Source organism: Burkholderia sp. BCC1999 (genome assembly GCF_905339975.1).
In the GTDB taxonomy this organism is placed as follows: domain Bacteria; phylum Pseudomonadota; class Gammaproteobacteria; order Burkholderiales; family Burkholderiaceae; genus Burkholderia.
Genome location: NZ_CAJPHP010000006.1, coordinates 247223 through 273890, shown reverse-complemented (window position 1 = coordinate 273890; position 26668 = coordinate 247223). Strand labels below are relative to the sequence as shown.

The window sequence follows — 26668 nt, the reverse complement described above, 5'->3', positions numbered from 1 at the left end:
CCGTTTCCTTCCGATGGAACGCATCGCCTCCCCCGCCATCGCGCTGCGCCGCTACGACACGTGCGAAGCGTCGGACGTGCACGACTTCCACCAGGTCGTGCTCGGCGTCGATGGCGCGATGGTGATGGCGGTGGACGGGATCGGCCAGCGCATCGACCGGCACGCGGCCTGGCTGATTCCGGCCGGTGCGCGCCACGATTACGCGGGCCTCGGCGACAATCGCCAGCTCGTGATCGACCTGCCCGCGGCGTCGCTCGCGGTGCCGCAGCGGTTGTTCGATCGCGCGCGCGCCGTGTCGATCGACCCGGCGCTGACGTCGCTCGTCGCGCAGGTCGCGGCGGCCGCCGTGCAACACGATGCGCCGGCCGGCGACGCAAGTCACGCAGCCGCGCACCGTTTCCAGTGGCAGGCTGCCGCGCGTCTGTGCGGCGCGCTGCTCGACGACGCCGGCATTGCCGCGCCCGCATCGGGCCTCGATTTCACGCGCATCGACCGCTGGCTGCGCGCGCGGCTCGCCCAGCCGCTGCGCATCGCCGATCTCGCCGCGCATTGCGGCTACGGGATGCGCCGGTTTCATCAACTGTTCGTCGATGCATTCGGCGAAACACCGCATCGCTACCTGCAACGGCTGCGGCTCGACGCAGCGGTCGTGCTGCTCGCCGACGGCCGGCATCCGCTCGTCGACATCGCGGGCATGGTCGGTTTCGCGGACCAGAGCACGTTCACGCATGCGTTCACGAAGCGCTTCGGCGTCGCGCCCGGACGCTGGCGCGGCGAACGGCACTGAGCGCATCGCCCTCGCCGAGCACGCATCAACGCACGTAGCAAGCACGACGCAGCCGCGCCGGCATACGTATCGACGCTTCACCTCCCGCTGAAACATCGCCCGTCCGTCGCGCCCTACGATGGGTGCATGGATACGACCACACCCTCCTCCGCCTTCCCGCCCGCGCTGGCACGCGTCGTCGCGACCGTCAGCATCGGTTTCGTCGTCACGCAGCTCGACGTGACGATCGTCAACATCGCGCTCGCGCATCTCGCCGCCGACCTGCACTTGCCGGTCGCCGGCCTGCAGTGGGTCGTCGACGCATACACGCTCGCGTTCGCGGTCCTGATGCTGTCGGGCGGTGCGCTCGGCGATCGCTTCGGCGCGCGCCGCCTGTACATCGCGGGCCTCGTGCTGTTCGCATTCGCGTCGCTCGCGTGCGGCGCCGCACGCGCGCCTGCCATGCTGATCGCGGCGCGTGCGCTGCAGGGCGTCGGCGCCGCGGCGATGCTGCCCAATTCGCTCGCGCTGCTCAACGACGCGTGCCGGCACGACCCGCACCTGCGCGCCCGCGCGGTCGGCTGGTGGACGGCGGCCAGGTCGATCTCGATCGCGGCCGGCCCGGTGGTCGGCGGCCTGCTGATCGCCGCGTGGGGCTGGCGCGGCATCTTCCTCGTGAACCTGCCGTTGTGCGCGGCGGGGCTTGCAGCCGCCATCGCCTGGGTGCCGGCGCGCCGCGAGCTCGCTGCACCATCGCGTACGGTCCGCGCACTCGACCTGCGCGGCCAGCTCATCGCGATCGCGATGCTGACCGCGCTCACCGGCGCCGTGATCGAATGGCGGCCGCTCGGCTTCACGCACCCGGTCGTTGCCGGCGGCTTCGGGTTCGCGGCACTCGCCGCGCTCGCCTTCGTCGCAGTCGAAGCGCGCACGGCCACGCCGATGCTGCCGCTGTCGCTGTTCCGCCATCGCACGTTCAGCGCGGCCGTCCTGTTCGGGATCTGCGTGAACCTCACGTATTACGGCACCGTATTCGTGCTGGCGCTCTATCTGCAGCGTGCCCGCGGTGAATCGGCGTTGCAGGCCGGCCTCGCGTTCCTGCCGCTGACGGGCGGCTTCCTGTTGTCGAATCTCGCGAGCGGCCGCGTCGTCGCACGTCACGGCCCGCGCGTGCCGATGCTGGCGGGCGCGCTCGTCGCCGCGCTCGGCTACGGATCACTGCATTTCGTCGATGCATCGACGCCGCTCGTCGTGCTGCTCGTGCCGTTCCTGCTGATTCCGTCGGGCATGGGATTCGCGGTGCCCGCGATGACGACGGCCGTGCTCGCGTCGGTCGCGCCCGAACGGGCCGGCATCGCGTCGGCCGTGTTGAATACCGCACGGCAGGCCGGCGGCGCGATGGGTGTCGCGGCATTCGGTGCGCTCGCGGGCGGCGGCGGCGCGTGGCAGGTCGTCAGCGGGCTACGGATCGAAACGGCCGTGTCGGTCGCGCTGCTGGTCGCGGCCGCACTGCTCGCGACGCTCGTGCGGCCCGACGCGCATCGCAGCGCGGCGCCCGCGCGTCACGCGATGCCGGCGGCCGATTGAGCGCGTGCGGTCATGCGTCGCCGGGGTCGGGCTGGATCAGGTGACGCCACGGAAACGCGTTTTGCTTGGAGTGGCTCGCCGCGTGCTTCGCCGAAGTACCGAACATGCGGCCCGGCCCGCTTCGACGCGGCATCGACGTGGTTGAAATCGGTCAGCCACAGCGGCTTCGCCGGATCCGCATGGTCGCGCCCATCGTCGGCGCCTTCACTTTCGCCGTGGTCGTGGATACGGCGCTGCAGGTCGCGCAGCAGCCGATAGCCGGCGGAATCCCGCGGATGGGTCATGGCAATGCGGCTCCGGTCAACGACGATCGCGACAGCCTGGTCACCGGCCGGTCGCCGCGCATCGCGCTCATGGCCGTGTCGCGCCCGCTTCGTCGCCGATCTTCTTCACGATCGTCTCGGCCGCCTTCAACGGCCGGCCGTCGTCGTGCCGCAGTGCGAGCTTGCGGATCGCGCGCCCCGTGCCGCGATCGACCAGCACCGAATGCGGCTCGCCGCGCGCAAACAGATTCGCCTCGCCCCACTGCCGCAGCATCACGATGACGGGAAACAGCCCCTCGCCCTTTTTCGTCAGCGCGTACTCCTGATACGCGGTGCCGTCCGACGCCGGCACGACGTCGAACACGCCGGCGTCCACCAGCATCTTCAGCCGGTCGGACAGGATGTTGCTCGCGACGCCGAGGCTCGCGCGGAAATCGCCGAACCGCCGCACGCCGTCGAACGCATCGCGCACGATCAGCAACGCCCAGCGATCACCGACGATATCCGTCGCCCGCGCCACCGGGCACGGCGAATCCGCAAGACTTTTCTGCCTGGCCATGTTCCTCTCCGCAATCGTGCCGGCCGCCCTCGCGGCAGTGCCGGCCATCCGTGCTCGAGCTGTCGCCCGCTGCACAACAAGTTGCATTTTAAAACTACTTTTCCTACACTCACACTAGTTTTAATTTGCAACTACTTTGCGTGAGGGAACCCATGGCGTCTTCCTGTCATTCCAGCGCCGTTGCTTCAAACGAGCCGGCACATGCAACGCATCCGGCCGATGACGACCACCTGTCCTCGGCACGCGTCGCATTGCTGGCCGTCTGCTGTGCGGCGAGCGTCGCGAACGTCTACTACGCCCAGCCGCTGCTCGATTCGATCGCGTGGGATTTCGGCATGTCACAGGCGGCCGTCGGCGGTGTCATCACCGCGACGCAGCTCGGCTGTGCGCTCGCGCTGCTGTTCGTCGTGCCGCTCGGCGACCTGCTGAACCGCAAGCGCCTGATCACCGTGCAGCTTCTGCTGCTGACGGCGGCCTGCATCGGCGTCGCCGCATCGTCGACGCGCATCGCGCTGTTGGCGGGGATGGTCGCCGTCGGGCTGCTCGGCACCGCCATGACACAAGGGCTGATCGCGTGCTCGGCCGCGCTCGCGGGCGCCGGCGAACGCGGGCGCGTGGTGGGCGCCGCCCAGGGCGGCGTCGTGATCGGGCTGCTGGCCGCGCGCTCGCTGGCCGGCGTCGTCACGGACTTCGCGGGCTGGCGGGCCGTCTACCTCGTGTCGGGTGCGCTCGCGATCGCGATGCTCGTCGTGCTGTCGCGACTGTTGCCCGACACGAACGCGCCCCGCGAGCGCATCGGCTATGCGGCGCTGCTGAAGTCGATGGTGTCGTTGTTGCGCCATGAACGCGTGCTGCGCGTGCGCGGCGCCATCGCGCTGCTGATGTTCGCCGCGTTCAGCATTTTCTGGAGCGCGCTCGTGCTGCCGCTGAGCGCACCGCCACATTCGATGTCGCATACGCAGATCGGTGCATTCGGCCTCGTCGGCGCGCTGGGAGCCGCGGCCGCTGCCCGCGCAGGCCGGCTCGCGGATCGCGGGCGCGGCGAAGCGACGACCGGCGCCGCGCTCACGCTGCTCGCGTGCTCCTGGCTGCCGCTCGCATTCGGCGATACGTCGATTGCGTGGTTAATCGTCGGCATCGTGCTGCTCGACGTCGGCGGCCAGGCTGTCCACGTCGTCAACCAGAGCATGATTCTCGGCGCGCGGCCCGATGCGCACGCGCGCCTCATCGGCTGCTACATGCTGTTCTACTCGGTCGGCAGCGGACTCGGCGCGATCGCGTCGACGATGATGTATGCGCGCGCCGGATGGACCGGCGTCTGCGCGCTTGGCACGATCGTGAGCATGACCGCGCTCGGCGCATGGGCCGCGACGCTCAGGCGCGCGTGATGCGCACCGGTCATCCCGATCCAACGGAACAAGCCGGCCCGCCCTCGTCGGGCAGCCGGCACGCGAACCGGCCACACACGTTCGCCGGCCCGGCTTAAGGTTCGGCGCGCAGGTTGCGCGCCGCGGCGTTCAGCCTGCCGCCTGGATCGCCTCTTCGTACACGCCGGCGACGCGTCGCGCGATCACCGCGTTGTCGAAATGATCACGCGCGTAGCGCTTGCATGCGGCTTCGTCGGGCAGCGCGATTGCACCCGACAGTGCGCCGCCGAGCCCTTCCGCGATCGCATCCGCGCCCGTCGACGGCAACACGAGATCGTTCGACAACCCGGCGACCGCCTCCGGCAGCCCGCCGACCGGCGTCACCAGCACGGGTGTGCCAGACGCCAGCGATTCGACGGTGATCAGCCCGAAACCTTCGAGCGCGACCGTCGGCACGACGCTAACCGTCGCCGCGCGGTACAGCGCCGCGAGATGGTTGTCGGGCACGAAGCCGAGCAGCTTCACGTTGTCCTGCAAGCCGGCATCGTCGATGCGCTGCTGCAGTTCCTCGCCGATCTTGCCCTTGCCGGCGATCAGCAGCAGCACGTCCGGGTGACGACGCTTGACGAGGCCGATCGCGTCGATCAGGTCCTCCAGCCCCATGCGCCGCACGAGCCGGCGCACGGCCAGCACGATCGGCCGGTCCTGCGGCAGTTGCAGCTTGTGCCGCGCCTCGGCGGGCGTGAGCGGCGTATCGAACTGCGCGGTATCGACGCAGCCGGGAATCACCCGCACGCGCGACGGATCGATCCCGTAGCGGTTCGTCAGGATCTGGCCGAACGCTTGCGACAGCACGATCAGCCGCGACGAGCGCGTGTAGACGGCCTGTTCGAGATAGCGCTTCGCGCGCTGGCCGAGCGACGCGGCGCCCTCGACCTGGCTTTCGTCGGCCCACGGCCCCTGGAAGTGCGACACCTGCGGAATCCCGCGCGTGACGTCGAGCCCCGGGAACGTGTACAGCGCGAAGTGCGACGAGACCACGTCCGGCCGTTCGCTGCGGATCTCGTCGCGCAGCGCGCGCCGCGCGGCGAGCATCCGGCGCGCGAGCGGCTCCGACGCGGGACCGAAGCCCTGGATCGCGCCGCCCGTGTCGTCGGCGACCTTCGGCGAGCCGGCGACGAGCCCGCGCACCTCGACGCCCGCGCCCGGCAGCGCACCGACGAGCGAGTAGTACATCCGGTCGAGGCCGCCCGCGCGTTCGGGGAACCAGTGCATGCCGATTTGCAACGATTTGATCGGCCGGGAAGATTGAGACATCACGACTGCTCCTGCGTGACTGCATGCTCGACCCGCTCGAAGGCGGACGGCTGCGTGGGTTGGCCGATGCGCCGGTAAAGCGCGACGTACTGGGCACCCATGTGCGCCCAGCCGAAACGGGTCATCAGTTCGCGGGCCGCGTCGCCCATCGCGCGGCAGGTGTCGCGCGACGCCGCGAGCGAGCCGATCGCCTGCGCGAGCGCGGCCGGATCGTCCGGGTCCTCCAGCACGATCCCGCATTCGCGCGTGATGATTTCCGCGCCGCCCGCCGTGCGCGCGGTGACGACCGGCAAACCGGCCGCCATCGCTTCCAGCAGCGACAGGCTCATCGCTTCGTAGCGCGACGGGAAGACATACGCGTCGACCGAGCGCATCAGCGTCGGCATGTTTTTCACGAGGCCGAGGAAATGCACGCGCGAATCGATGCCGAGCGCGCGCGCCTCTTCCGGATACGGGCTGCCGGGCAGATAGCCGGCCACCGCCAGGTGCACGTTCGCCGGCAGTTTCGTCAGCGCCTTCAGCACGGTGCCGAGGTTCTTGCGCGGCGTGCGCAGGTCGCCGACGAACAGCAGCAGGAACGCGTCGTCCGGCAGCTTGAACGCCGCGCGATCGGCCTGCGCACCGGCGAACGCGCTGCCGTCGACGCCGTTGTAGATCACGCTGATCTTGCGGCTGTCGATGCCGAGCCCGGCGATCTCGTCGGCCACCTTCTGCGACACGGCCGTGATCGCGCGCGAGCGCTTGTACGCCCAGCGCTCGAGCGTGGTGTTCACGCGCGTATAGACGTACTGGTAAGCCGACCAGATGCCCTTCGTCGGCCCGAACGGATAGTACGGACTCTTGAACCAGCCGCCGTGCACGAAGTGCGCGGTGTTCACGTCGGCCTTGATCCACGAGATGAAGCCGTTCACGTGCAGCACGTCGTATTCGCCGCGGTGCGCGCGCAGCCAGGCCGCGCTCTTCAGCGCGAACACTTGCTGCTTGACGAGATTCGACGGCCAGAAGCCGCCGACCTTCACGGGCACCCAGCGCACGCGCGGATCGGCCAGCAGCTCGGGCGCGACATGCGACGCGACCAGCGTGACTTCGTAGTTCTCGGCCAGCGCCGCGCGCGCGATTTCGTAATTGACGCGGCCCTGCCCGTCGTTATGTCGCACGACGTGCGTGACGATCGCGATTCTCAATGGTCGCCTCCCCGTGAATGCGCGGCGGCCTGCAGGCGTTGTGCCTTTTGCCAGTGCGCCGCGGCTAGTATCGAAAAAATGGCTGTGAACATCAGCAGGCCGCCCGTGCCGATCAGCGAGTTCGTGAACACGAGCATCGCGAAAGTCGACAGGCACAGGCTCAGGCACGCGCCGACGAATTTGTCCTTGCGCAGCTTGAATGCCGCGCGCAGCGTGCGGCCGAACAACATCACGACGCCGGCGAGGTAGAGCAGCGTGCCGGGCCAGCCGAGCACGAACGGCACGTTCATCACGCCGCTGTCGAAGCTGCCGTACTTGCCGAGCTCGCCGCTGTCGCTGGACAGCTTCGTGGAGGCGCCCGTCGCGCCCATCCCTTCGCCGGCGACGTCGGTAAACGCCGTCTGCGCGAAGGTGGCGTAGAACTTGTTGCGGTCGTCGTAGCTGCGGTCGTCCTTCAGGTTCGTGATCGACTGCAGACGCGCGCCGAGACGGTCGGCCACCGGCCCGACGGTCAGGAGCGGCACGCAGAGCCCGACCAGCACGACGCCGCTGATCAGGATCCGCATCCGCACGCGGTTGTTCGACTGCGCGAGCTGGATCGCGAGCGCGATCACCCAGCCGCCCCACGTCGAGCGCACGAGACACAGCGCGAACGACACGAAGCCGGCCGCCCCCGCGAACCAGCGGATCTTCTGCGGCGCGGCGAACACGAACACCAGCGCGCCCATGATCGCGAACGCGAACGGCCCGGACGAGTTCATCGTGCTGAACACGCGCACGCCGTACGGCACCGGCTCGCCCTGCGAACCCATGTCGGACCCGATCATCCACAGCACATCCCACTGCGGCATCACGAAGTACTGCACGACGCCGTACAGGCCCATCACGAGCATGCCCCACATGAACGTGGACAGCAGCACGTCGCGGTACTCGGGATAGTCGCGCGCGTTGACCATGATGTGGAAACCGATCAGCACCGGATACACCCAGTTCGCCAGGTCATAGGTCGCGGCCATCACGCCGCTCGACACGATCCCGACGAGGTACGCGTACGTGAGCCCGAACAACATCAGCAGGATGGGAATCCCACGTCGCTGCGCGAGCACGCGGTAATGCCGGATCAAACCCAGGCCGGCGATCATCGTCACCGCGAGCGGCGCGACCTGGATCAGGCTCGTCGGCGTGAACGCGCCCTTCGACCAGTCGGCGAGCCGCCGCACTTCCGGGCTCAGGAACCACACCCACCACATGAAGCCGACGTAGCGCGCCGGGCTCTTGAAATACAGCCAGATGCCGACCGCGATGGCCAGCACCGGAAACGCGAGCGTCAGCACCTTGCCCTGGTGAATGGCGATCAGCGCGGCGGTGAAGGACCACAGCGCGGCCTGCCCGACCCAGTGCTTCGGCTCGGGTAGCCGACTGCGCTTGCGTGACGGTGCGCGTTCAGCGGTAATCGTACTCATCGATCCGCTCTCACCGCGACGACGGGCGCGAATCCGCGAGCGGCATCGCCACGCCCGCGGCCGCCGGCGTGCGGCGCCGGCGCAGCATGTCGCGCGTGATCCGCACGTGCTGCTCGGCGAACGCTTGCGTGGTCAGGTCGCGATCGCGCAGGCATGCGGCGGCGGCCCGCGCGCAGTCGAGCGCCGCCACCGGATCGGCGACGAAGCGGTCGGCGGCCTGGCGCATCGCCTGCACGTCGAACGCCGGCACATACGCGGCCGTGTCGTGCGGGAAGTAGTCGCTGAGCCCGCCGACATCGGACACGATCATCGGCTTGCCGACGGCCGCCGCCTCGAGCATCACGGTGATGCCCGACGCGTGGAAATTCGGCCGCAGCGGCACGACGATCACGTCGGCCCATGCGTACAGTTCGTGCTGCTTCGCGAGCCCCGACGCCGAGCCGATCTTCACGTTCGGCGCATGCCATTCGCGCGGCACGCGGCGGCGCGTCGCGAGCCGCACGTCGTAGCGCTCGTCGCCGCCGAACGCGGCGAGGAAGGTGCGCCAGTCGCGGTCGCGGTCGTTGCCGATCGCCGCGATCCGCAACGGCCGGTTCGGCTTCCATTGCTGCGGCTCGGTCAGCGGAAAATCCTGCGTGTTCAGCCCGTAGTAGACGAACTCGGCTTCGCGGCCGAGATAGCGGCGGCACAGGTCGGCGTTGTCGCGCGCCAGCGTGGTCAGCGCGTCGGCGCGCTTGAGCAGCTTGCGATACAGCCAGCGGCGCGGGCCGCCGAAGCTGCCCCACTTGTCGAACAGCCACACGCTCTGCGCGAGCAGCAGCGGGCGCTTGCCCTGCGTGCCGGCGAGCTTCAGGACCAGCGAGGCCGCCAGGTGCTCCTGTTCCGTGTGCGTCCAGATCACGTCGGTGTTCAGCAGTGCGGCGCGATTGCGCCACGCATGCACGACGTCGAAGCCGAGCGCCGCCTTCAGCGCGCGGCGCGCGAGGCCGGCGACGCGGTTCTCGCCGCCGTCCTGCGAATAGGTCAGCCGGAATTCGTCGGATTCGGCGTGGTGATAGCCGTACAGGCAGCCGATGTTCTCGCCTTTCCGGTAGGTACGCGGATCGGCGCCGTAGAACAGATGGACGTGAACGTTGGTTGCCGCTTTCGTAGTCATGCAAGCCCTCCGGGGGTGGCCACGCGCGAGGCGCGCGGGCCGTTCAAGACGTCACCGGCGGCATCGCCGCGCGGTGGGGGGCAAGGTTCGCGCGGCGGGCGTCGCGCGCGCCGCGGCGCACCGCGCGCCAGTGCTCGCGGATCCGCTCGCGCTTCGTCGTATGCAGCGACAGCAGCACGTGCGCGAAGCCCGGGTAGACGCGCGTACCGACCAGCGTCCACCACCACCACGCGATCTCGCGCCGCAGCGGCGGCAGGTGCTCGCGCAGGATCAGGTGCAGGTTGTACGCGCCGTTGCTGATCGCATTCAGCGACGCGGCATCGCGCCGGTCGTCGTCGAAGCGTTCCGCCGGATAATGATCGACCGCGATCGCCGGGTCGTAGACGAGCTTCCACCCGTCGCGCTGCACGTGCATGCTGAAACCCATGTCGTTGTGCACCTGCGCGCCGGCGCCGCGCAGCCGCGTGTCGAAGCGCAGCCGTTCGATCGCGGCGCGGCGATAGCTCATGTTGGCGCCCTTCAGCATGTCGACTTCGCGTGCGCCGCCGACGCCGAGATGATGATTGCCGACGATCTTGCCGGACAGCGTTAGCTGGCCGACGAGTTCGCGCGATTCGTCGAGCACGCGGCCCTTCTCGTGGACCCAGTCGCGCCCGCCGACCGCGCCCACGCGCGGATCGGCCTCGAATACCGATTCGACGCGCGCAAGCCAGTCGGGGTGCGGCGCCGCATCGTCGTCGGTGATGGCCACGATGTCGCCGTGCGCGGAGTCGAGCCCCTTGTTCAGCGCGGCGACCTGCCCCGGCACGTCGACCGCCACGATGCGCAGCGGCAGTGCGCCGCCGACCGCCGGATCGGCGAGCCGCTCGTGCGTGGCGTCGTCCTCCGGGCGCGCGACGACGATCACCTCGTCGGGCAGCCGCTGCTGCCGCTGCAGCGCCAGCAGGCAGCGCGCAAGGTCGGCAGGACGCCGGTAGGTCGGAACGAGCACGGAAATTTTCATCGATGGTTCTCCAGTCGGCCGGGTGGGCAGCACGCGCTGCCCGCCCGGTTACGCGCCAGATGGATCAGGCGCTCAGGTATTCATGCACGGCCGCATAACCGCGGCCGTAGCCGCGCGCCTTCGGCGGCACGCCGTTGAAGATCCCGCCCTCCAGGTCGACACCCGCGGTGCGCAGGCGCTTGATCGCATCGGCGATCTCGCCTTCGGTATGCATGCCCGAGCGCAGCACGAGGAACGTCGAGCCGGCCATGCGGCCGATGATGGTCGCGTCGGTCACCGCCAGCACCGGCGGCGAATCGATCAGCACGACGTCGTAGCGCTTGCCGAGCCCCTCGAGGTATTGCGGCAGGCGCGTCGACATCAGCAGCTCCGACGGGTTCGGCGGACGCGTGCCGGCCGAGATGAACGACAGGCCCTGCACCGGCGTCTCGCGCACGGCGTCCTCGAGCGCCGACTGGTCGCTCAGCAGCTCGGACAGGCCCGGCTGCGAGGTCAGGCCGAAGTAGCGGTCGAGCAGGCCGCGGCGCATGTCGGCGTCGATCAGCAGCACGCGCTTGCCCGAATGCGCGAGCAGCACCGCGAGGTTGACCGTCAGGAAGCTCTTGCCGATGCCGGGCGTCGGGCCCGTCAGCACGATCACGCGGTTCTTCGCGTCCATCATCGCGAACTGCATCGCGGTGCGCAGGCTGCGCAGGCTCTCAACGCTGAGATCCTTCGGGCGCAGGCTCGCGAGGATCGGCCGTGCGCGGCTGCCGCTCTTCTCGGCCACCGCGTCGAGCTTCGCCTGCTCGGCGCTTTGCGGTACCAGCCCGTACAGCGGCAGGTTGAACGTGCGCTCGATGCGGTCGGGATCCTCGATGCCCTGGAACATGTTGCGGCGCAGGAACACGACGCCCGTGCCGAGGATCAGCCCGAGGAATACCGCGGCCGACAGGATCAGCACCTTCTTCGGCTTGACCGGATCGCCCGGACGCAGCGCCGAATCGACGAGGTGGATGTTGCCGCCCGTGCCGGCCTTCTGCACCGACAGCTCCTGCACGCGGTTCAGCAGCAGCACGTAGATGTCCTCGGCGACCTTCGCGTCACGCTGCAGCTGGACGGCCTTCACTTCGGTGGCCGGCAGGCTGCGGAAGCGGTTGCTGAACTTGTCCTTCTCGCCCTGCAGCTCGGCGAGCTGCTGCTTGGCCGCGATCACCATCGGGTGCGAATCGGTGAAGCGCTGCGCGAGCGACGCGAGCTGCAGGCGCTGCGCGGCGATCTGCTGCTCGTACTGCACGCTGCCTTCGAGGTAGACCTTCGCCTCGTCGCTCGCGTTGATCGAGCCCGACGTGCGCTGGTACTGCGTCAGCGCGGCTTCCGCACGTTCGAGGTCGGACTTCAGGCGCGGTTCCTCGCCCTTCAGGAAGTCGAGCATCTTGGTTGCTTCGGCCTGCTTCGCGACCACGTGCTGGTTCAGGTACGACTGCGCGAGCGCGTTCGCGATCGCGGCGGTCTGGTCCGGGTCCTTGCCTTCGAGCGAGATCTGCACGACGCCCGTCTGCTTGCCCTGCTCGGTCACCTGGATGCCGGTCTGGAAGCCGCTGATCGCATCGAGATCGTTGTAGCGGACCACCGTGAACTGCGTGCCGGGACGCGCGACGAGCTTCGACACGAGCAGCGTCACGCCGCCGCCCTGCGTCGATTCGCCGACCTGGCCCGACAGCAGCCGCGTGCCGTTCTGGTCGACGAGCGAATAAGTGCCGTTCGGGCCGGCCGTCAGCGTCAGCTTCTTGCCTTCGAGCGCGGGCACGACGCTGATCGAATCGACGTCGGCAATTTCACCGCCCCATGCATACGATTTCAGGCCGAGCCACGGTCGGGACGGCGTACCCGGCGTCGCGACACGCGCGGCGAGACTGCCGATCACCGGCAGCGTCTTCGGCACGACCGAGAAATTCAGCTTGAACTGCTCGACCACCGGCGCGACCACGCCGCGGCTCTTGATGATCTCGATTTCCGCGTCGGTCTGCGCCTGCTGCGGACCGGTGTTGATCGTCGCACCGGTCTGCGTCTGCGTGAGCGCCTGCGACGTGTTGTCGTTGCTCTCGACCCGCACGTGCACGTCGGCCTGATACACCGGCTTCGCGATATAGCAGTAGAGGCCGGCGAGCGCGACGACCGTCACCGCGATGCCGAGCAGCAGCCAGATGTCGTCCATGATCACCTGGAGCAACTGGCCGAGGACGACGTCCTCTTCCTCGGTTTTCACGGACAGATCCGCGTAGGAGTGTTTCGCTTGCGTGTTCACCATTCGTTCCCGCTTGAGTGGTGCCGGGGCGGAGGTGCCGCCCCGGCGGGCTATCAGCGCGTGATTTGCTTCATGTAGAAAATCGTCTGAATCGTCGGCAGCACCTGCTGCAGCACCCGGTTGAACTGCACCGAGCTGGCCGTGCTGACGTAGACCACGTCGAGCGGCTGAAGCGGGAAACGGCTCGACAGCATCAGCGCATCGGGCTGCGTCATGTCGAGACGGAACACTTCAGGCTTCGTCGGGTTGTCGCGCATGCCGCGCATCACGTAGATCTTGCGCGGGTTCGCATCGGTGTCGAGGATGCCGCCGCCGGCCGTCAACGCGTCGGCGATGGTCAGCTTGCCCTTGAGCATCGGCACCGTGACCGGCGTCTTGACCTCGCCCATGATGAACACGCGGCTGTCGCTGCGATCCGGCACGTTGACGATGTCGCCCTGCTGCAGCATCACGTTCTGCCGCACTTCGCCGCGGTCGAGCACGCCGTTCGCGTCGAGCGTGTAGAGCTTGCCGTCGCGCGTCAGGCGCACGCGCTGCAGATCGGCGTCGGTGGTCGAGCCGCCCGAGCGCGAGATCGCGTCGACCAGCGTCAGCGGCACGTCGCTCATCGCGAGCGGGCCCGGCGTCTTCACCTCGCCCGTCACCTGCACCTTCTGGCTGCGGAACGACAGCACGCGCACGTCGAGCTGCGGATTCTTCACATAGCGCGCGAGACGCGTGGCGAGCTCATCACGGGTCTGCGCGATCGTCTTGCCCGCCACGTGGATGCGGCCGACGAACGGGAAGAAGATCGTGCCGTCGGCGGCCACCGTCTGGCCATAAGGATCGGCCTGGCCCGGCAGCGACGACGAATAGGGCTGCTGCAGCGCGCCCGCGATCGTCTGCGTCGTGTTGCCGCCGCTCGAGAACGACTGGCCTTGCGGCGTCGTCAGCTCGGGGTGGTCCCAGACGGTGACGCCGAGGATGTCCTGCGGCCCGATCCGGTACACGTATTGCGACGGGTCGGTATAGCGCGCGGGCGGCAGCGGATGATCGACCTGTGCCTTCTGCAGCTGGTCCATCACCACTTTGGCGTCGATGTAATGAACCGGATAGGTTTCGGCGGCTTGCTGCCGGCCTTCGTCCTTCAGGTTCGACGAGTCGAGGTAGTTGCCGGGCGCGGTTGCACAGGCTGACAGGAAAGTCGTCAGCGCGACGGCAAGCGCCACCGGGCGCATCGGGCGTTTCAGCATAGTTTCTGTAGCCATCCTTGAACCAGACGTTCGATCAGTGAGTAGCTCTCGCGGTAATCGGCTTCGGGGCCGCCGTGCGGGTCGGCAATCTCGGCCCCTTCCCACTTGCCGAGCAGGTGGACCTTGCCGCGCGCGAACGGATCGACCTTTTCGACGGCCGCAATCTGTCCGCGCTCGCTGACGAGAATCAGGTCGGCGTCGCGCACGATCCGGCGCGACAGCCGCCGCGAGCGATGCGGCGTCGCATCGACGCCCCGCTCGGCGAGCAGTTGCCGCATCACCGGATCGATGCCGTCGCCGTCATTCGCATGCACGCCGGCCGAGTGAAACGTCGGGCGCACGCCGCCCCGCGACGCGGCGTGCGACTTGAACAGCATCTCAGCCGCCGGGCTGCGGCAGACGTTTGCGTGGCAGACGATCAGGATGTTCCGGAACATGGCGTCTCGTAACGAGTGACGGGAATCGGGTTACGCGCTTGCGCGCGCGATGCCCGGCACGCGGGCGGCGACGGCCTGGCGCGAGCCCGGCCGGCCGATCGGGTGGTATTCGATGCCTTGCTCGCTCATCGTCTCCGGCTCGTACAGGTTGCGGCCGTCGAAGATCACCGGCGACTTCCACAGGCGGCCGAGCGCGACGAAGTCGGGGCTCTTGAAGATCTTCCATTCGGTGACGATCACGAGCGCATCGGCGTCGCGCGCGGCCTGCGCTTCGTCGTCGACGAAGGTCAGGCGCTCGAGCCAGCTCGGGTGATCGGCGAGATCGAGTGCGATCACGCGGCGCGCTTCCTGCTGCGCGACCGGGTCGTATGCGGCGATGCGCGCGCCGCGCGACAGCAGCTCGGCGATCAGCTCGCGGCTCGGCGCTTCGCGCATGTCGTCGGTGTTCGGCTTGAACGCCAGGCCCCAGATCGCGAACGTGCGGCCCGTCAGGTCCTCGCCGAAGCGCGCGACGATCTTGTCGGCGAGCACGCGCTTTTGCGTCGCGTTGACCGACGACACGGCCTTCAGGATCTGCAGCGCCTGCCCGTGCTCGTCGGCCGTGCGGATCAGCGCCTCGACGTCCTTCGGGAAGCACGAGCCGCCGTAGCCGCAGCCGGCGTACAGGAAGTGATAGCCGATGCGCGGATCGGAGCCGATCCCGCGGCGCACGGCCTCGATGTCCGCGCCGAAACGGTCGGCGAGGTTCGCCAGCTCGTTCATGAACGAGATGCGCGTCGCGAGCATCGCGTTGGCTGCGTACTTCGTGAACTCGGCCGAGCGCACGTCCATGTACAGCGTGCGTTCGTGGTTGCGGTTGAACGGCGCGTACAGCTTCTTCATCAGCTCGCGGGCGCGCTCGCCCGGCACGTCGTCGTCGCAGCCGATCACGATGCGGTCGGGGCGCGTGAAATCGTCGACGGCCGCGCCTTCCTTCAGGAATTCCGGATTCGACACGACCGAGAACATCTGGTCGCCGCCGCGCTTCGCGAGCTCCTCGGCCACCGCCGCGCGCACGCGCTCGGCCGTGCCGACCGGCACCGTCGACTTGTCGACGATCACCTTGAAGCCCGTCATGTAGCGGCCGATGTTGCGGGCGGCCGCGAGCACGTACTGCAGGTCGGCCGAGCCGTCCTCGTCGGGCGGCGTGCCGACCGCGATGAACTGCACGTCGCCGTGCGCGACCGCGGCCTCGACGTCGGTCGAGAAGCGCAGGCGGCCGGCCGCACGGTTGCGCGCGATGACTTCCTTCAGGCCCGGCTCGTGGATCGGCACGCCGCCATTGTTCAGGACGTCGATCTTTGCCTGGTCGACGTCGAGACAGAACACGTCGTGCCCGATGTCGGCGAGACAGGCGCCTGTGACAAGACCTACGTAACCGCTGCCGATGATAGTCAGATTCATGATGTGTCGGACCTCGTGACCAATGATTCGAAATTCGTAAAACCGGAATGCCGGCGTGGTGGCGCTGCGTGCCGGCGTCAGTAAGCGTTGCTGCCGGTGAAGCCTTTCCAGAGCGTCAGCACGACGATCTTGATGTCGAGCCAGAACGACCAGTTCTGCATGTAGTACAGATCGAGCTTCACGCGTCCCATCATCTTCTCGATCTGGTCGGTCTCGCCGCGATAGCCGTTGATCTGCGCCCATCCGGTGATGCCCGGCTTGATCCGGTAACGGAACATGTAGCCCTTGACCAGATCCTTGTAGATGTCGTCGTGCGCGAGCGCATGCGGGCGTGGGCCGACGACCGACATCTCGCCCTTCAGCACGTTGATGAACTGCGGCAGTTCATCGAGGCTCGTGCGGCGCAGGAACCGGCCGACCGGCGTCACGCGCGTGTCGTTCTTCGTCGCCTGCGTGACCTGCCCCGACACTTCCTGGTGCACCTTCATCGAGCGAAACTTGTAGATCTCGAATTCGTGCCCGTCGATACCCTTGCGCTTCTGGCGAAAGAACACCGGCCCGCGCGACGTCAGCTTGATCAGGGCCGCGATCATCACCATCACCGGCGCGAGCGCCGTGAGCGCCGCCAGCGCGAACATCCGGTCGAACACGAACTTCGGCAGGATCCGCACGTCGGTGATCGGCGACGCCGCGAGGTTGATCGCCGGCACGCCGAGCACCTCGACCACTTCCTGGTTGAAGAACGACAGCGTGCGCACGTCCGGGATGAAGCGGATATTCACGAAGTCGTGGCGGAACACCGTCACGATCTGGTGAATCCGGCGCTCCTCCGTCATCGGCAGCGTGAGCCACAGCTCGCTGATCGCGCGGCTGCGCACCAGCCACACCAGCGATTCGAACTGCCGCTCGATACGCACGTCGTCGAGCGCCACTTCGCCCAGCGCTTCACTTTCGTCGTACACGCACACCGGGTTGAAACCGGCTTCCGGCCGCGCCCGCATCTGCGCGATCAGCCGCCGCGCCGCCGGCGTACCGCCGACGATCGCGACCGCCTTCAGGTTGTAGCCGCCGCGGCGCAACTGCCGCAGCACGACGTGCACGCAGGCTTTCGAGCCGGCGAGCAGCACCATCGTCACGAGTGCCCAGTAACCGAGCCACATCCGCGACAGGTCGCCCGACTGGTGGAAGCTGAAGCTCATCAGGATGCCCGCGAGCTCGACCACGAGCCACGCGAACGCCACCCGGCCCACCAGCCCGACGAGACGCTTGCCGCGCCACGACTGGTAAATGCCGATGGCCGGAAAGAACACGACGACGAGCAGGCAGTCGAACAGCACCGTCGTGCGCTGCAGGTCGTTGAGCCAGATGCTGCCGCCGTGCAGGGCGGCGGCGATCAGCGCCCCCGCCACGACCATCGCGATATCGATGACTCTCGCCAGCACGCTCAACATGTCTGCTTCCTCTTTGAACAGGCGTTTGCCGAACAGCTCCTCGTGCGACCCGTGCCGCACCTTCGATTCAAACGTTGCATGACGCTATTGAAGCGGTAAGAAAATTCCTCCTCAAGCGCACAAGTATTTCGAAAAATAATCGGAAATTCTTGCCGCGAAGTTTTTGAATTAATTCGGCAGGTTTTCCCGAATTGATCGGAAATCGAGAAGTTTTCGGAAACTTTACGTTCGCCGCAACCCCTTTACAGGCAAGCATTGGACGCCGATGCGCGGAATTATTTTTTATTTTTTTATTTGCATCCGATGCTATCGCGGAAAATTTTTCCAGATGAATGCCTGATGAATATCAAGCAATGGGCCCGGTTTTATTGTCGATTTACTTCATGCTACAACGACAGGCACTGACTTCAACCGTGGAGAGTGTCATCATGAATGCTCCGGCCGTGGCAGCCGAAACGCGCCATTCTTCTTCCGCCGCCCCCGCTACCGGCACGCGCCTCGCGGTGCAACCGGTGATTCTTGCCGGCGGCTCCGGTACACGCCTGTGGCCGATGTCGCGCGAACGTTTTCCGAAACAGCTGATCGGCCTGCTCGGCGATCATTCGCTGTTGCAGTCGACCGCCCTGCGCCTCGACGGCCTCGCGGCCGCTCATCCGCTGAACGACGACGTGCTGATCGTGTGCGGCGAGGATCACCGCTTCACGACCGCCGAACAGCTGCGCCTGACGGCCAAGCGCGCGACGATCATGCTCGAGCCGCTCGGCCGCGACACCGCGCCCGCACTGACGCTCGCCGCGCTGCGGCTCGTCGCCGGCGGCAACGATGCGGTGATGACCGTGATGCCGGCCGACCATGCGGTCGCCGACCTGCCGCGCTTTCACGCAGCCGTCGCGGCCGGCGTGCACTGCGCCGCGCAAGGCAAGATCGCGACGATGGGCATCGTGCCGAAGCACGCGGAAACCGGCTACGGCTACATCCGCGTCGGCGCGCCGCTCGGCGATGCCGCGACGGGCAGCCTCGACGTGCGCCGCCTCGACCGTTTCGTCGAGAAGCCGCACCTCGAACTCGCGCAGCAGTACGTCGCCTCCGGCGAGTACTGGTGGAACAGCGGGATCTTCATCGTGCGCGCATCGGTGTGGTTGAAGGCGATCCGCCAGCTCGAACCGGCGATCTACGCCGCGTGCGAACAGGCCGTCGCCCAGGGCAAGGAAGACGGCGATTTCTTCCGCGTCGATCGCGACGCATTCGCCGCATCGCCGTCGAACTCGATCGACTATGCGGTGATGGAGCCGCTCGCGAGCCTGCCGCAACTGTGCGAGAGCGTCGTCGTGCCGCTCGACGCCGGCTGGTCGGACGTCGGTTCGTGGGATGCGATCTGGCAGATCTCGCCGAAGGACGATGCGCAGAACGTCGGCCGCGGCAATGTGCTGTTCGAAGACGCCGAATCGACTTTCGCGCATTCGGAAAGCCGGCTCGTCGCTTGCGTCGGCACGCAGAACCTCGTCGTCGTCGAAACGCCCGACGCCGTGCTCGTCGCGGATAAATCGCGCGTGCAGGACGTGAAGAAAATCGTCGGCCGCATCAAGGCGCAACGCGGCGCGGAAGCCACCGACCACCGCAAGGTGCACCGCCCGTGGGGCCACTACGACTCGGTCGACATGGGCGAGCGCTTCCAGGTGAAACGCATCGTCGTGAAGCCGGGCGCGCAACTGTCGCTGCAGATGCACCACCACCGCGCCGAACACTGGATCGTCGTGCGCGGCACCGCGCGCATCACGCGCGGCGACGAAACGTTCCTGCTGTCCGAAAACGAATCGACGTACATTCCGCTCGGCGTCTCGCACCGCCTGGAGAACCCGGGCAAGATGCCGCTCGAACTGATCGAAGTGCAATCGGGCGCGTATCTCGGCGAGGACGACATCGTCCGCTTCGACGACACCTACGGCCGCCAGTGATGCATCAAACGCCGGCGGGCGCCGCTGTCGAGGCGGCGCCCGGCCGGCACGGCAGGCTTGAAGAGACGGAATGGCCGCGCGGGCGTCGTGGCACACGACGGCCCGCGCATCGCATCGACACCGCGATCAACCGACGCGGTACTCGTACTCGCGGCGTTCCGGCTGCACCGGATCGTTGCGGCCCTCGGTCAGCGCACTCGCATGGCGCTCGGCGATGAAGCGCTTGATGTCCGACTCCGCACGCGCCAGCGCGGACAGGCCGGCCAGCACCTCGCTTTGCGGCTCGCGCGCCGGCTCGTCGCTCGCGCCGTGGCGATCGATCCACTGGCGCGCCCAGTCGAGCGCGAACTGTTCGGCTTCCTCGGCATCGGTGAAACGCGGGCCGATGAGGCCGGAGCGCTCCACGCGCCGGTCGTCCTGCGAGATCTCGGCCCACGCGCGATACATCAGGTTCTGCACGGGCTGCGCGATGCCGCTGATCGTATAGCCGCGATACTCGTCGACTTGCGGTTCGGCCGCGGCGAAGCTCGCCGACGACGCATGAGCGTGGCGCAGCTCCGTCGCCGGCGCACCGGGCACGACGAACGACGTGTCGGACGGATCGATCACCGCATCGTCCTGCATCGCACTTACCGACGCACCTTCGCCCTCCCAAACGTTTGCCTGCGCAACCGGCAATTGCCACGACTCGGGGTTTTGCCAGAACACGCCGCGCAAGCGATCGTTGTCGGGCACGGGCTCCACGCGGCGCGCGGGAACGACCGGCACCGGCGGCGGCGGAATATACGCGAACGTGCGCCCGCTGAACTGGGTCAGCACGTCGATCATCTGCAGCAGCGTGCCGCTCGCCAGCCATTCCTCGTAGCGGCGACGGCACGTCGGCCCGGACGGATAGCGACCGGGCAGCTTGGACCAGGCTTCCCCGGTCGTCAGGATCCAGAGCACCGCATTGGCGACGACACGCGGTTCGGCACGCGGCCGCCCGCGACGATTCAGCCGGATGGGTTCATCGGCGATCAGCGTTGAAAGACGAAACCACTCTTCATCGTTAAGCTCATCGAAGAACATAGTAGATCTCTCCACGCAGCCAGGCCGGGCTGCGATTGGCGGCGCCATCGCGACACATCGCGTCGCGGGGCGGCCAGGTTGCACATTATGGTTATCCGGTGTTGTGCATGCCGGCTCGGCACCGCACTTTCACGGTGCCGCGATTCCCGGCAATGGCGCACAAATCACGGTCTCACTCCAATGTGGGAATTTTTGTGCACGAAGCATACCATCCTCAGGGTTTATCTCAATATGACAATGACTTAATGTTACGCACTGAAACATCCAGCCATTGGTGCGCAATCTATTTACGCTTGAATTTTTTTGCGAGATCTTTATGCCCGTCGCTGCAAAGGCCCGTCTGGCGGGGCTCTGCAGGGTATGAAGAATAGCCTGAAATAAGCTGTTACAGGCTGATCCGGCCCTTGCCGGAAACAATTTCCCGGATTGCTTCCTAAAATCGGTAAATCGCGGGAAAATTCGTAACAAGATATTCACGAATCGGTAAATCATTCAATTTCCGTTCACCTTAATTATCCCCGTGCACAATCTTTTTATTGTTTCTCTGCGAGTAATGAAAGTGCAGTGACGCGCGATGCACGGTATGTCCCGGCATGCAAACTCGTGGCGCCTGTTACATCTTCGCGGCGACAGGCGCGCGGCAGCACCGCCCGGCGAGCGGACCTCCCGTTTCGGGTCGGAACGGAAAAGCGGAAGCCGCCGTGCGGGACGCGCGGCAGTTGCGTCAGCGCAGATCGCCGGCCAGCGATGCGCTCACGTCCGCGTCCACGCGCTGCGGCGGCATCGCGTAGGCCGGGTGATCGCAGCCGATCGACAGCGCCGCCCCGCCCTTGAGCGCCGCGCGCATCGGCGCGTCGAGTTCGAAACGCACGAAGTGCACGGCCGACGTCTTCTCGGCGGTGTCGCGCTCGAGATCCTCGTCGGCGATCGCGTAGACGTTCGCATGCCCGTCGACCTGCACGTACACGCGATCCTCGACGCCGATCAGCCGCGCGAGCGCCGCGCGCCGCTCGGCCTCGTGCTCGTATTCGATCTGCAGCGTCGCCTTCAGGTTGGTGCCGTCGGGCACCAGCGGCAGATAGGCTTCCAGTTCGCCTTCGATGCCGGCCTCGTCGAAGATCTTCTCGATGTGCAGCATCTCCTGGATCTGATAGCGGATCGTCGTCTCGTCCTCGAACAGGAAGCGCAGGTGGTTGCCGAGCGCCACCGCGCGGCGGCGCTTGTACGCAACGAGCCGCGCGTGTTCGGTCCTGCGGATCTTTGCGTAGGCTTCGAGCGTCAGCAGGGAGTCGCGGGTCAGCGTCATGAGCAGTCCTCGTGGATGGCGGGCGTCGGATCAGATTCCGTATGCACGGCGCAGCAGCGTGAGCGGGTGCGCGAGCGGCGCGGACGGCAGCCCCCTCTCGTCGATGCCCTGCACGATGTGATGGCCGGCCAGCGCGCAGTCGGACGACACGACATCCGGTTGCGGCTCGGCCATCGCCTTGAATACGGGTGCGCCGATCCGCATCGCGTCCGCATGGAATTCCTTTTTCACGCCGAACGTGCCCGCATGGCCCGAGCAACGCTCGACGACGTTCACGCGCGTATCGGGCACGAGCGACAGCGCGTCGGCCGTCTTGCGGCCGATGTTCTGCACACGCGCATGGCACGGCACGTGATACGACACGGTACCGAGGCCGGTCTTGAAATCGGTCTTCAGCAGCCCGTCGCGATGCCGCGCGATCACGTATTCGAACGGATCCCAGAATGCGTCGGCCACCGCGCGCACCGCCTCGTCGCCGGGGAACATCAGCGGCAGCTCGCTCTTGTACATCAGCACGCAGCTCGGAATCGCGCCGATCAGCGCGTAGCCTTCGCGCGCGTAGCGTTCGAGCACGGGCATGTTCACGGCCTTCTTCGCGGCGACACCGGCGAGGTTGCCCTGTTCGAGCAGCGGCATCCCGCAGCAGGCTTCGCGCGTGACGAGTTCGTACGGGATGTCGTTGTGCGCGAGGATCGCGAGCAGGTCGTGGCCGATACCGGGTTCGTTGAAATTCACGTAGCACGTCGCGTAGATCGCGACCTTGCCGGGCGTGCGTTCGCCGTCGCGCACGGGCGGATTGCCGGAGCGCTTCGCGGCGCGCCGGAACTTGCGCGGCGCGAACTCCGGCAGCCATGCGTCGCGATCGACGCCGAGCGCCGCCTCGAGCGCGTGGCGCGCGGGCGGCGTGCGGTTCACCGCGTTGACGGCCTGCGTGACGATCGGAATGCCCGCGAAATGGCCGAGCGCATCGGTATTCGACAGCACCTTGTCGCGTAACGCCACTTCGCCGCGCTGGTAGCGCGCGGCCTTGCCGCGCAGCATCAGGTGCGGGAAGTCGACGTTCCATGCGTGCGGCGGCACGTACGGGCATTTCGTCATGTAGCAGAGGTCGCACAGATAGCACTGGTCGACGACCTTGCCGAACGCTTCCTTCGGCACCTCCTCGATGTCGCCCATCGGCGTGTCGTCGACCAGGTCGAACAGCGCCGGAAACGCGCCGCACAGCGACACGCAGCGCCGGCACCCGGCGCAGATGTCGAACACACGCGTCATTTCAGCGTCGATCGCGGCCTGGTCGTAGAACGCATCGGACTGCCAGTCGAGCGGATGCCGGGTCGGGGCTTCGAGACTGCCTTCCTTGTGGGGCATGGGGGCGCTCCAGCGTGGCGCGCATGCGCGCGCGCCGCCCGCGCGCGGCGGGCGGCGATGAACGAACAGCCAGCCGCGTGCCGGTCGCACGGCGATGCCGTGCGGCCTGCGGCGGCCCGTCAGTCGACGAGACTGTCCAGCGCCTTCGTATAGCGGTTTGCGTGGCTGCGTTCGGCCTTCGCGAGCGTTTCGAACCAGTTCGCGATTTCGTCGAAGCCTTCGTCGCGCGCGGTCTTCGCCATGCCCGGATACATGTCGGTGTATTCGTGCGTCTCGCCGGCGATCGCCGATTCGAGATTCAGCCGCGACGAACCGAACGGCAAGCCCGTGGCCGGATCGCCGACGGCCTCCAGGTATTCGAGATGGCCGTGCGCATGGCCGGTTTCGCCTTCGGCGGTCGAGCGGAACAGCGCGGCGACGTCGTTCTGCCCTTCGACGTCAGCCTTCGAAGCGAAATACAGATAGCGCCGGTTCGCCTGCGATTCACCCGCGAATGCGGCCTTCAGGTTCTCTTCGGTCTTGCTGCCCTTGAGGTGAGCCATTTGCGCCTCCGTTCGAGTCGGCGCGGCCGCATGCGAAGCCGGGCCGATGAAGTATGTGGGGAACGATGCGTGTGCCGGGGCGCGCGCATCGTGCTCTTCAATCTAGGCGCTCGCGTTCGCATCCCCCAATAGGCTTTTTCAATGCGCGCGATAGTGTCGGGCCGGACACCGGTGGTGCCGGGGGCAGCAACGACGGCACGCTCACGCGTGCATCATGCGTCACGCATCGGTCGCGCGCTTCAGCAGCAATTCGCGTTCGCGCTCGTTGCGCGTCAGTTCCGCCGCGCGGCGGAACTCGCGCTTGGCCTCGTCGGCACGGCCGAGCTTCGCGAGCAGGTCGCCGCGCACGCTCGGCAGCCAGTGATAGCGCACCAGTGCGGGATGGTCGCGCAGCGCATCGACGAGTTCGAGCGCCGCGGCCGGCCCGAACGCCATCCCCACGGCTACCGCGCGATTCAGCTCGACGACGGGCGACGGCGCAACCTCGGCGAGCGCGTCGTACAGCGCGACGATCTGCGCCCAGTCGGTATCCGACGCGTGCCGCGCACGCGCATGGCAGGCGGCCAGCGCGGCCTGCAGCGCATACGGCCCGCGCACGCCGCCGAGCTTCGTCGCCCGCTCCAGCGCCGCGAGGCCGCGCCGGATCAGCAACGGATCCCAGCGGCTGCGATCCTGGTCGAGCAGCAGCACGGGACGGCCCTGCGCATCGGTGCGCGCCTGCATGCGCGATGCCTGCAGTTCCATCAGCGCGACGAGTCCGAGCACTTCGCTTTCGTCCGGCGCGAGCCCGGCCAGCACGCGGCCGAGCCGCAGCGCCTCGTCGCACAGCGCCGGACGCGTCCAGTCGTCGCCGGCGGTCGCCGCATGGCCTTCGTTGAACACGAGGTAGATCACTTCGAGCACCGATGCGAGCCGCGCGGGCCGCGCATCCGCGGCCGGCACCTCGAACGGCACGTGCGCGGCCGAGAGCGTGCGCTTTGCGCGCACGATCCGCTGCGCGATCGTCGGCTCGGGCGTCAGGAACGCGCGCGCGATCTCGCCCGTCGTCAGCCCGCCGAGCAGCCGCAGCGTCAGCGCGACGCGCGCATCGGTCGACAGCACCGGGTGGCACGACGTGAAGATCAGCCGCAGCAGGTCGTCGCCGATGTCGTCGTCGCTCGCGTCGGCGAGCGCCTCCGCGATGTCGGGGACGACGTGCGCTTCGAACGCGTCCATCTCGTGCCCGAGCTGGTCGCGCTTCGCCGCATGCAGCGACTCCTGCCGGACGCGATCGAGCGCGCGACGCTTCACGGCCGTCATCAGCCAGGCGGCCGGGTTGTCGGGCACGCCGTCGACGGGCCAGTGCTCGAGCGCCGCGACGAGCGTGTCCTGCGCCAGCTCCTCGGCCACGCCGACGTCGCGCACCACGCGCGCGGCGCGCGCGATGATCTTCGGCGCCTCGATTCGCCAGACCGCTTCGATCGCACGATGCGTCGCCTCAAGCGTCACGACGCCTGCCCCTGTCCGGACGCGTCCAGCGGCATGGCCATCAGCTCCCATGCGTGGCCGTCCGGATCGTCGAACCCGTGGCCGTACATGTTCGGGTACTCGCGCGGCGCCTGCGGCGCGGAACCGCCGGCCGCGAGCGCCTTCGCGACGATCGCGTCGACCTCGGCGCGGTTTTCGCACGACAGGCACGACAGCACCTGCACCTGCGTCGCCGGATCGACGATCGTCTTGCCGGTAAAGGTCTGGAAAAACGGCCGCACGAGCAGCATCGCGAAGATCGTGTCGCTGATCTTGATGCAGGCGGCCATGTCGTTGGTGTATTCCGGCACGACCTCGTAGCCAAGCGCCTGGTAGAACGCCTTCGAGCGCGGCAGGTCGGCCACGGGCAGGTTGATGAAGACCATCTTGTGCATGACGGGTGCTCCCGGTGAAGTTGGATTCAGGTGGACGTTCAGGCGCCCTTGCGGCCGACGTCGAGCTCGCGGAACCGCTCGACTGCCTCACTCGGCGTGAGGTCGTCGAGTTCGAACAGCGGCCGCACCTCGATCTCGCAATCCATCTCGGCGCCGAACGGCGCGGGAAACCGGCGCGTCCATTCGAGCGCCTCGTCGCGCGAACGTACCTGGATCAGCGTATAGCCGGCGATCAGTTCCTTCGTTTCGGCGAACGGGCCGTCGACCACCGAGCCCTTGCCGTCCGTGTAGCGCACGCGCCAGCCGCGCGCGCTCGGCCGCAGCCCGTTCGCGTCGAGCAGCACGCCGGCCTTGGCCAGTTCCTCGTGATAGACGGTCATGGCCTCGACCAGCCGGTTGTCCGGCAACGCGTCGGATTCGCTGACGGCGTTCGCCCGGATCATGATCATGAATCGCATCGTTCACTCCTTGTCATCGATGGAAGGAGGCGCCCGTTCATCGGGGCCTTATCCGGACGACGCGCGAACGACGGCCGGATCGACACGCGCCGCGACATATCAGGGTAAATACCGAGTCGCGGAAATTACAGGAAGCACGGACCGACCGCGCGAACCTCGACCGTGCACCATTGCGCGGCCGGGCACTGGCGTGCGATCTCGATCGCCTCTTCGCGCGTGTCGACGTCGACGAGGAAGAAGCCGCCGACCATTTCCTTTGCCTCCGCGAACGGGCCGTCGACCAGGCGCGTCTCGCCGTCGCGCACCTGCACGCGCGTGCCGCGCTCGGAGCGCTCCAGCGACTCGACGCCGCGCAGCACGCCACGCGCCTTCAGCGTCTCCGCGAAATCGACCATCCGCGCGTACAGCGCCTGACCTTCGTCGAGCGTGCGCTCGGCGCGCTGTTCGGTCGGTTCGACAATCAACAGCATGTAAGACATGGACTTCTCCTGTGGGAACGGGGCGCGGCAACGTTCGCTGGGCGATCGGCAAGCGACACCCGATGCAAAAGCGTAG

At 67.6% G+C, this 26668-nt stretch carries 24 protein-coding genes; 4 read left to right on the top strand and 20 right to left on the bottom strand.

Annotated elements, in window-relative coordinates; genetic code table 11:
* Positions 1 to 13: 13 nt before the first annotated feature.
* Together U5809_RS11075 and U5809_RS11070 are read left to right on the top strand one after the other, a co-directional pair.
* A complete protein-coding gene (locus tag U5809_RS11075) occupies positions 14 to 787 on the top strand; it encodes an AraC family transcriptional regulator (RefSeq protein ID WP_322086534.1) in 774 nt (257 codons plus the stop codon).
* A gap of 126 nt (positions 788 to 913) precedes the next feature.
* A complete protein-coding gene (locus tag U5809_RS11070; protein WP_322086533.1) occupies positions 914 to 2353 on the top strand; it encodes an MFS transporter in 1440 nt (479 codons plus the stop codon).
* Here the strand turns inward: U5809_RS11070 and U5809_RS11065 are convergent.
* Together U5809_RS11065 and U5809_RS11060 are read right to left on the bottom strand one after the other, a co-directional pair.
* Entirely contained in the window at positions 2329 to 2637 is a 309-nt protein-coding gene (locus U5809_RS11065; protein ID WP_322086532.1) for a hypothetical protein, read from the bottom strand. The two genes, U5809_RS11070 and U5809_RS11065, sit on opposite strands and share 25 nt — an antisense overlap.
* A 67-nt stretch (positions 2638 to 2704) precedes the next feature.
* A complete protein-coding gene (locus U5809_RS11060) occupies positions 2705 to 3175 on the bottom strand; it encodes a helix-turn-helix domain-containing protein (RefSeq protein WP_322086531.1) in 471 nt (156 codons plus the stop codon).
* A 152-nt stretch (positions 3176 to 3327) separates the two neighbouring features.
* On the opposite strand from U5809_RS11060, the gene U5809_RS11055 reads away from it, so the two are divergent.
* Positions 3328 to 4563, top strand: coding sequence for an MFS transporter (locus U5809_RS11055; protein ID WP_322086530.1), 1236 nt, complete (start codon positions 3328 to 3330; stop codon positions 4561 to 4563).
* A gap of 129 nt (positions 4564 to 4692) precedes the next feature.
* Here the strand turns inward: U5809_RS11055 and U5809_RS11050 are convergent, their stop codons facing one another.
* From U5809_RS11050 to U5809_RS11005, 10 genes are all read right to left on the bottom strand, one after another.
* On the bottom strand, positions 4693 to 5859 hold the full coding sequence (locus U5809_RS11050) for a glycosyltransferase family 4 protein (protein WP_322086529.1): 1167 nt from the start codon (positions 5857 to 5859) through the stop codon (positions 4693 to 4695).
* A complete protein-coding gene (locus U5809_RS11045; protein ID WP_309287356.1) occupies positions 5859 to 7043 on the bottom strand; it encodes a glycosyltransferase family 4 protein in 1185 nt (394 codons plus the stop codon). The genes U5809_RS11050 and U5809_RS11045 overlap by 1 nt, the downstream gene beginning before the upstream one ends.
* Positions 7040 to 8506, bottom strand: a complete 1467-nt coding sequence (locus tag U5809_RS11040) for a glucose-6-phosphate isomerase (protein WP_322086528.1) — start codon at positions 8504 to 8506, stop codon at positions 7040 to 7042. Before U5809_RS11040 ends, U5809_RS11045 begins: the two co-directional genes overlap by 4 nt.
* Before the next feature lie 10 nt (positions 8507 to 8516).
* Complete coding sequence (locus U5809_RS11035) at positions 8517 to 9662, bottom strand: glycosyltransferase family 4 protein (RefSeq protein WP_322086527.1); 1146 nt, start codon at positions 9660 to 9662, stop codon at positions 8517 to 8519.
* A gap of 43 nt (positions 9663 to 9705) precedes the next feature.
* Positions 9706 to 10665 carry a glycosyltransferase family 2 protein gene (locus tag U5809_RS11030; protein WP_322086526.1) on the bottom strand — a complete coding sequence of 320 codons (960 nt, stop codon included), beginning with the start codon at positions 10663 to 10665 and terminating at the stop codon, positions 9706 to 9708.
* Between the two features lie 64 nt (positions 10666 to 10729).
* Positions 10730 to 12955: a polysaccharide biosynthesis tyrosine autokinase gene (locus U5809_RS11025; RefSeq protein WP_322086525.1), complete on the bottom strand. Its 2226-nt coding sequence runs from the start codon at positions 12953 to 12955 to the stop codon at positions 10730 to 10732.
* Positions 12956 to 13005: 50 nt separating this feature from the next.
* Positions 13006 to 14184, bottom strand: a complete 1179-nt coding sequence (locus U5809_RS11020; RefSeq protein ID WP_282511397.1) for a polysaccharide biosynthesis/export family protein — start codon at positions 14182 to 14184, stop codon at positions 13006 to 13008.
* Positions 14178 to 14621 carry a low molecular weight protein-tyrosine-phosphatase gene (locus U5809_RS11015; protein ID WP_322086524.1) on the bottom strand — a complete coding sequence of 148 codons (444 nt, stop codon included), beginning with the start codon at positions 14619 to 14621 and terminating at the stop codon, positions 14178 to 14180. Before U5809_RS11015 ends, U5809_RS11020 begins: the two co-directional genes overlap by 7 nt.
* A 30-nt stretch (positions 14622 to 14651) precedes the next feature.
* Positions 14652 to 16064, bottom strand: coding sequence for a UDP-glucose/GDP-mannose dehydrogenase family protein (locus U5809_RS11010; RefSeq protein WP_322086523.1), 1413 nt, complete (start codon positions 16062 to 16064; stop codon positions 14652 to 14654).
* Between the two features lie 77 nt (positions 16065 to 16141).
* Positions 16142 to 17515: an undecaprenyl-phosphate glucose phosphotransferase gene (locus tag U5809_RS11005; protein WP_322086522.1), complete on the bottom strand. Its 1374-nt coding sequence runs from the start codon at positions 17513 to 17515 to the stop codon at positions 16142 to 16144.
* Positions 17516 to 17943: 428 nt separating this feature from the next.
* Between U5809_RS11005 and U5809_RS11000 the strand changes: the two genes are divergently transcribed.
* Positions 17944 to 19470 (top strand): mannose-1-phosphate guanylyltransferase/mannose-6-phosphate isomerase, encoded by a 1527-nt coding sequence (locus U5809_RS11000; RefSeq protein ID WP_322086521.1) that lies wholly within the window; start codon positions 17944 to 17946, stop codon positions 19468 to 19470.
* 126 nt (positions 19471 to 19596) lie between these two features.
* On the opposite strand, the gene U5809_RS10995 is transcribed toward U5809_RS11000, so the two are convergent.
* From U5809_RS10995 to U5809_RS10960, 8 genes are all read right to left on the bottom strand, one after another.
* On the bottom strand, positions 19597 to 20538 hold the full coding sequence (locus U5809_RS10995; RefSeq protein WP_176046346.1) for a transposase: 942 nt from the start codon (positions 20536 to 20538) through the stop codon (positions 19597 to 19599).
* 724 nt (positions 20539 to 21262) lie between these two features.
* Entirely contained in the window at positions 21263 to 21844 is a 582-nt protein-coding gene (locus tag U5809_RS10990; protein WP_282511151.1) for a DUF3501 family protein, read from the bottom strand.
* Positions 21845 to 21874: 30 nt separating this feature from the next.
* Positions 21875 to 23212 carry a heterodisulfide reductase-related iron-sulfur binding cluster gene (locus tag U5809_RS10985; RefSeq protein WP_322086520.1) on the bottom strand — a complete coding sequence of 446 codons (1338 nt, stop codon included), beginning with the start codon at positions 23210 to 23212 and terminating at the stop codon, positions 21875 to 21877.
* Positions 23213 to 23331: 119 nt separating this feature from the next.
* Positions 23332 to 23754, bottom strand: a complete 423-nt coding sequence (locus U5809_RS10980) for a rubrerythrin family protein (RefSeq protein ID WP_322086519.1) — start codon at positions 23752 to 23754, stop codon at positions 23332 to 23334.
* Positions 23755 to 23973: 219 nt separating this feature from the next.
* Positions 23974 to 25242 carry an RNA polymerase sigma factor gene (locus U5809_RS10975; RefSeq protein ID WP_322086518.1) on the bottom strand — a complete coding sequence of 423 codons (1269 nt, stop codon included), beginning with the start codon at positions 25240 to 25242 and terminating at the stop codon, positions 23974 to 23976.
* Positions 25239 to 25655, bottom strand: a complete 417-nt coding sequence (locus U5809_RS10970) for a VOC family protein (RefSeq protein WP_322086517.1) — start codon at positions 25653 to 25655, stop codon at positions 25239 to 25241. Before U5809_RS10970 ends, U5809_RS10975 begins: the two co-directional genes overlap by 4 nt.
* Before the next feature lie 38 nt (positions 25656 to 25693).
* Complete coding sequence (locus tag U5809_RS10965) at positions 25694 to 26113, bottom strand: YciI family protein (protein WP_322086516.1); 420 nt, start codon at positions 26111 to 26113, stop codon at positions 25694 to 25696.
* A gap of 125 nt (positions 26114 to 26238) precedes the next feature.
* Positions 26239 to 26592 (bottom strand): YciI family protein, encoded by a 354-nt coding sequence (locus tag U5809_RS10960; RefSeq protein ID WP_282511160.1) that lies wholly within the window; start codon positions 26590 to 26592, stop codon positions 26239 to 26241.
* Between the last annotated feature and the right edge of the window lie 76 nt (positions 26593 to 26668).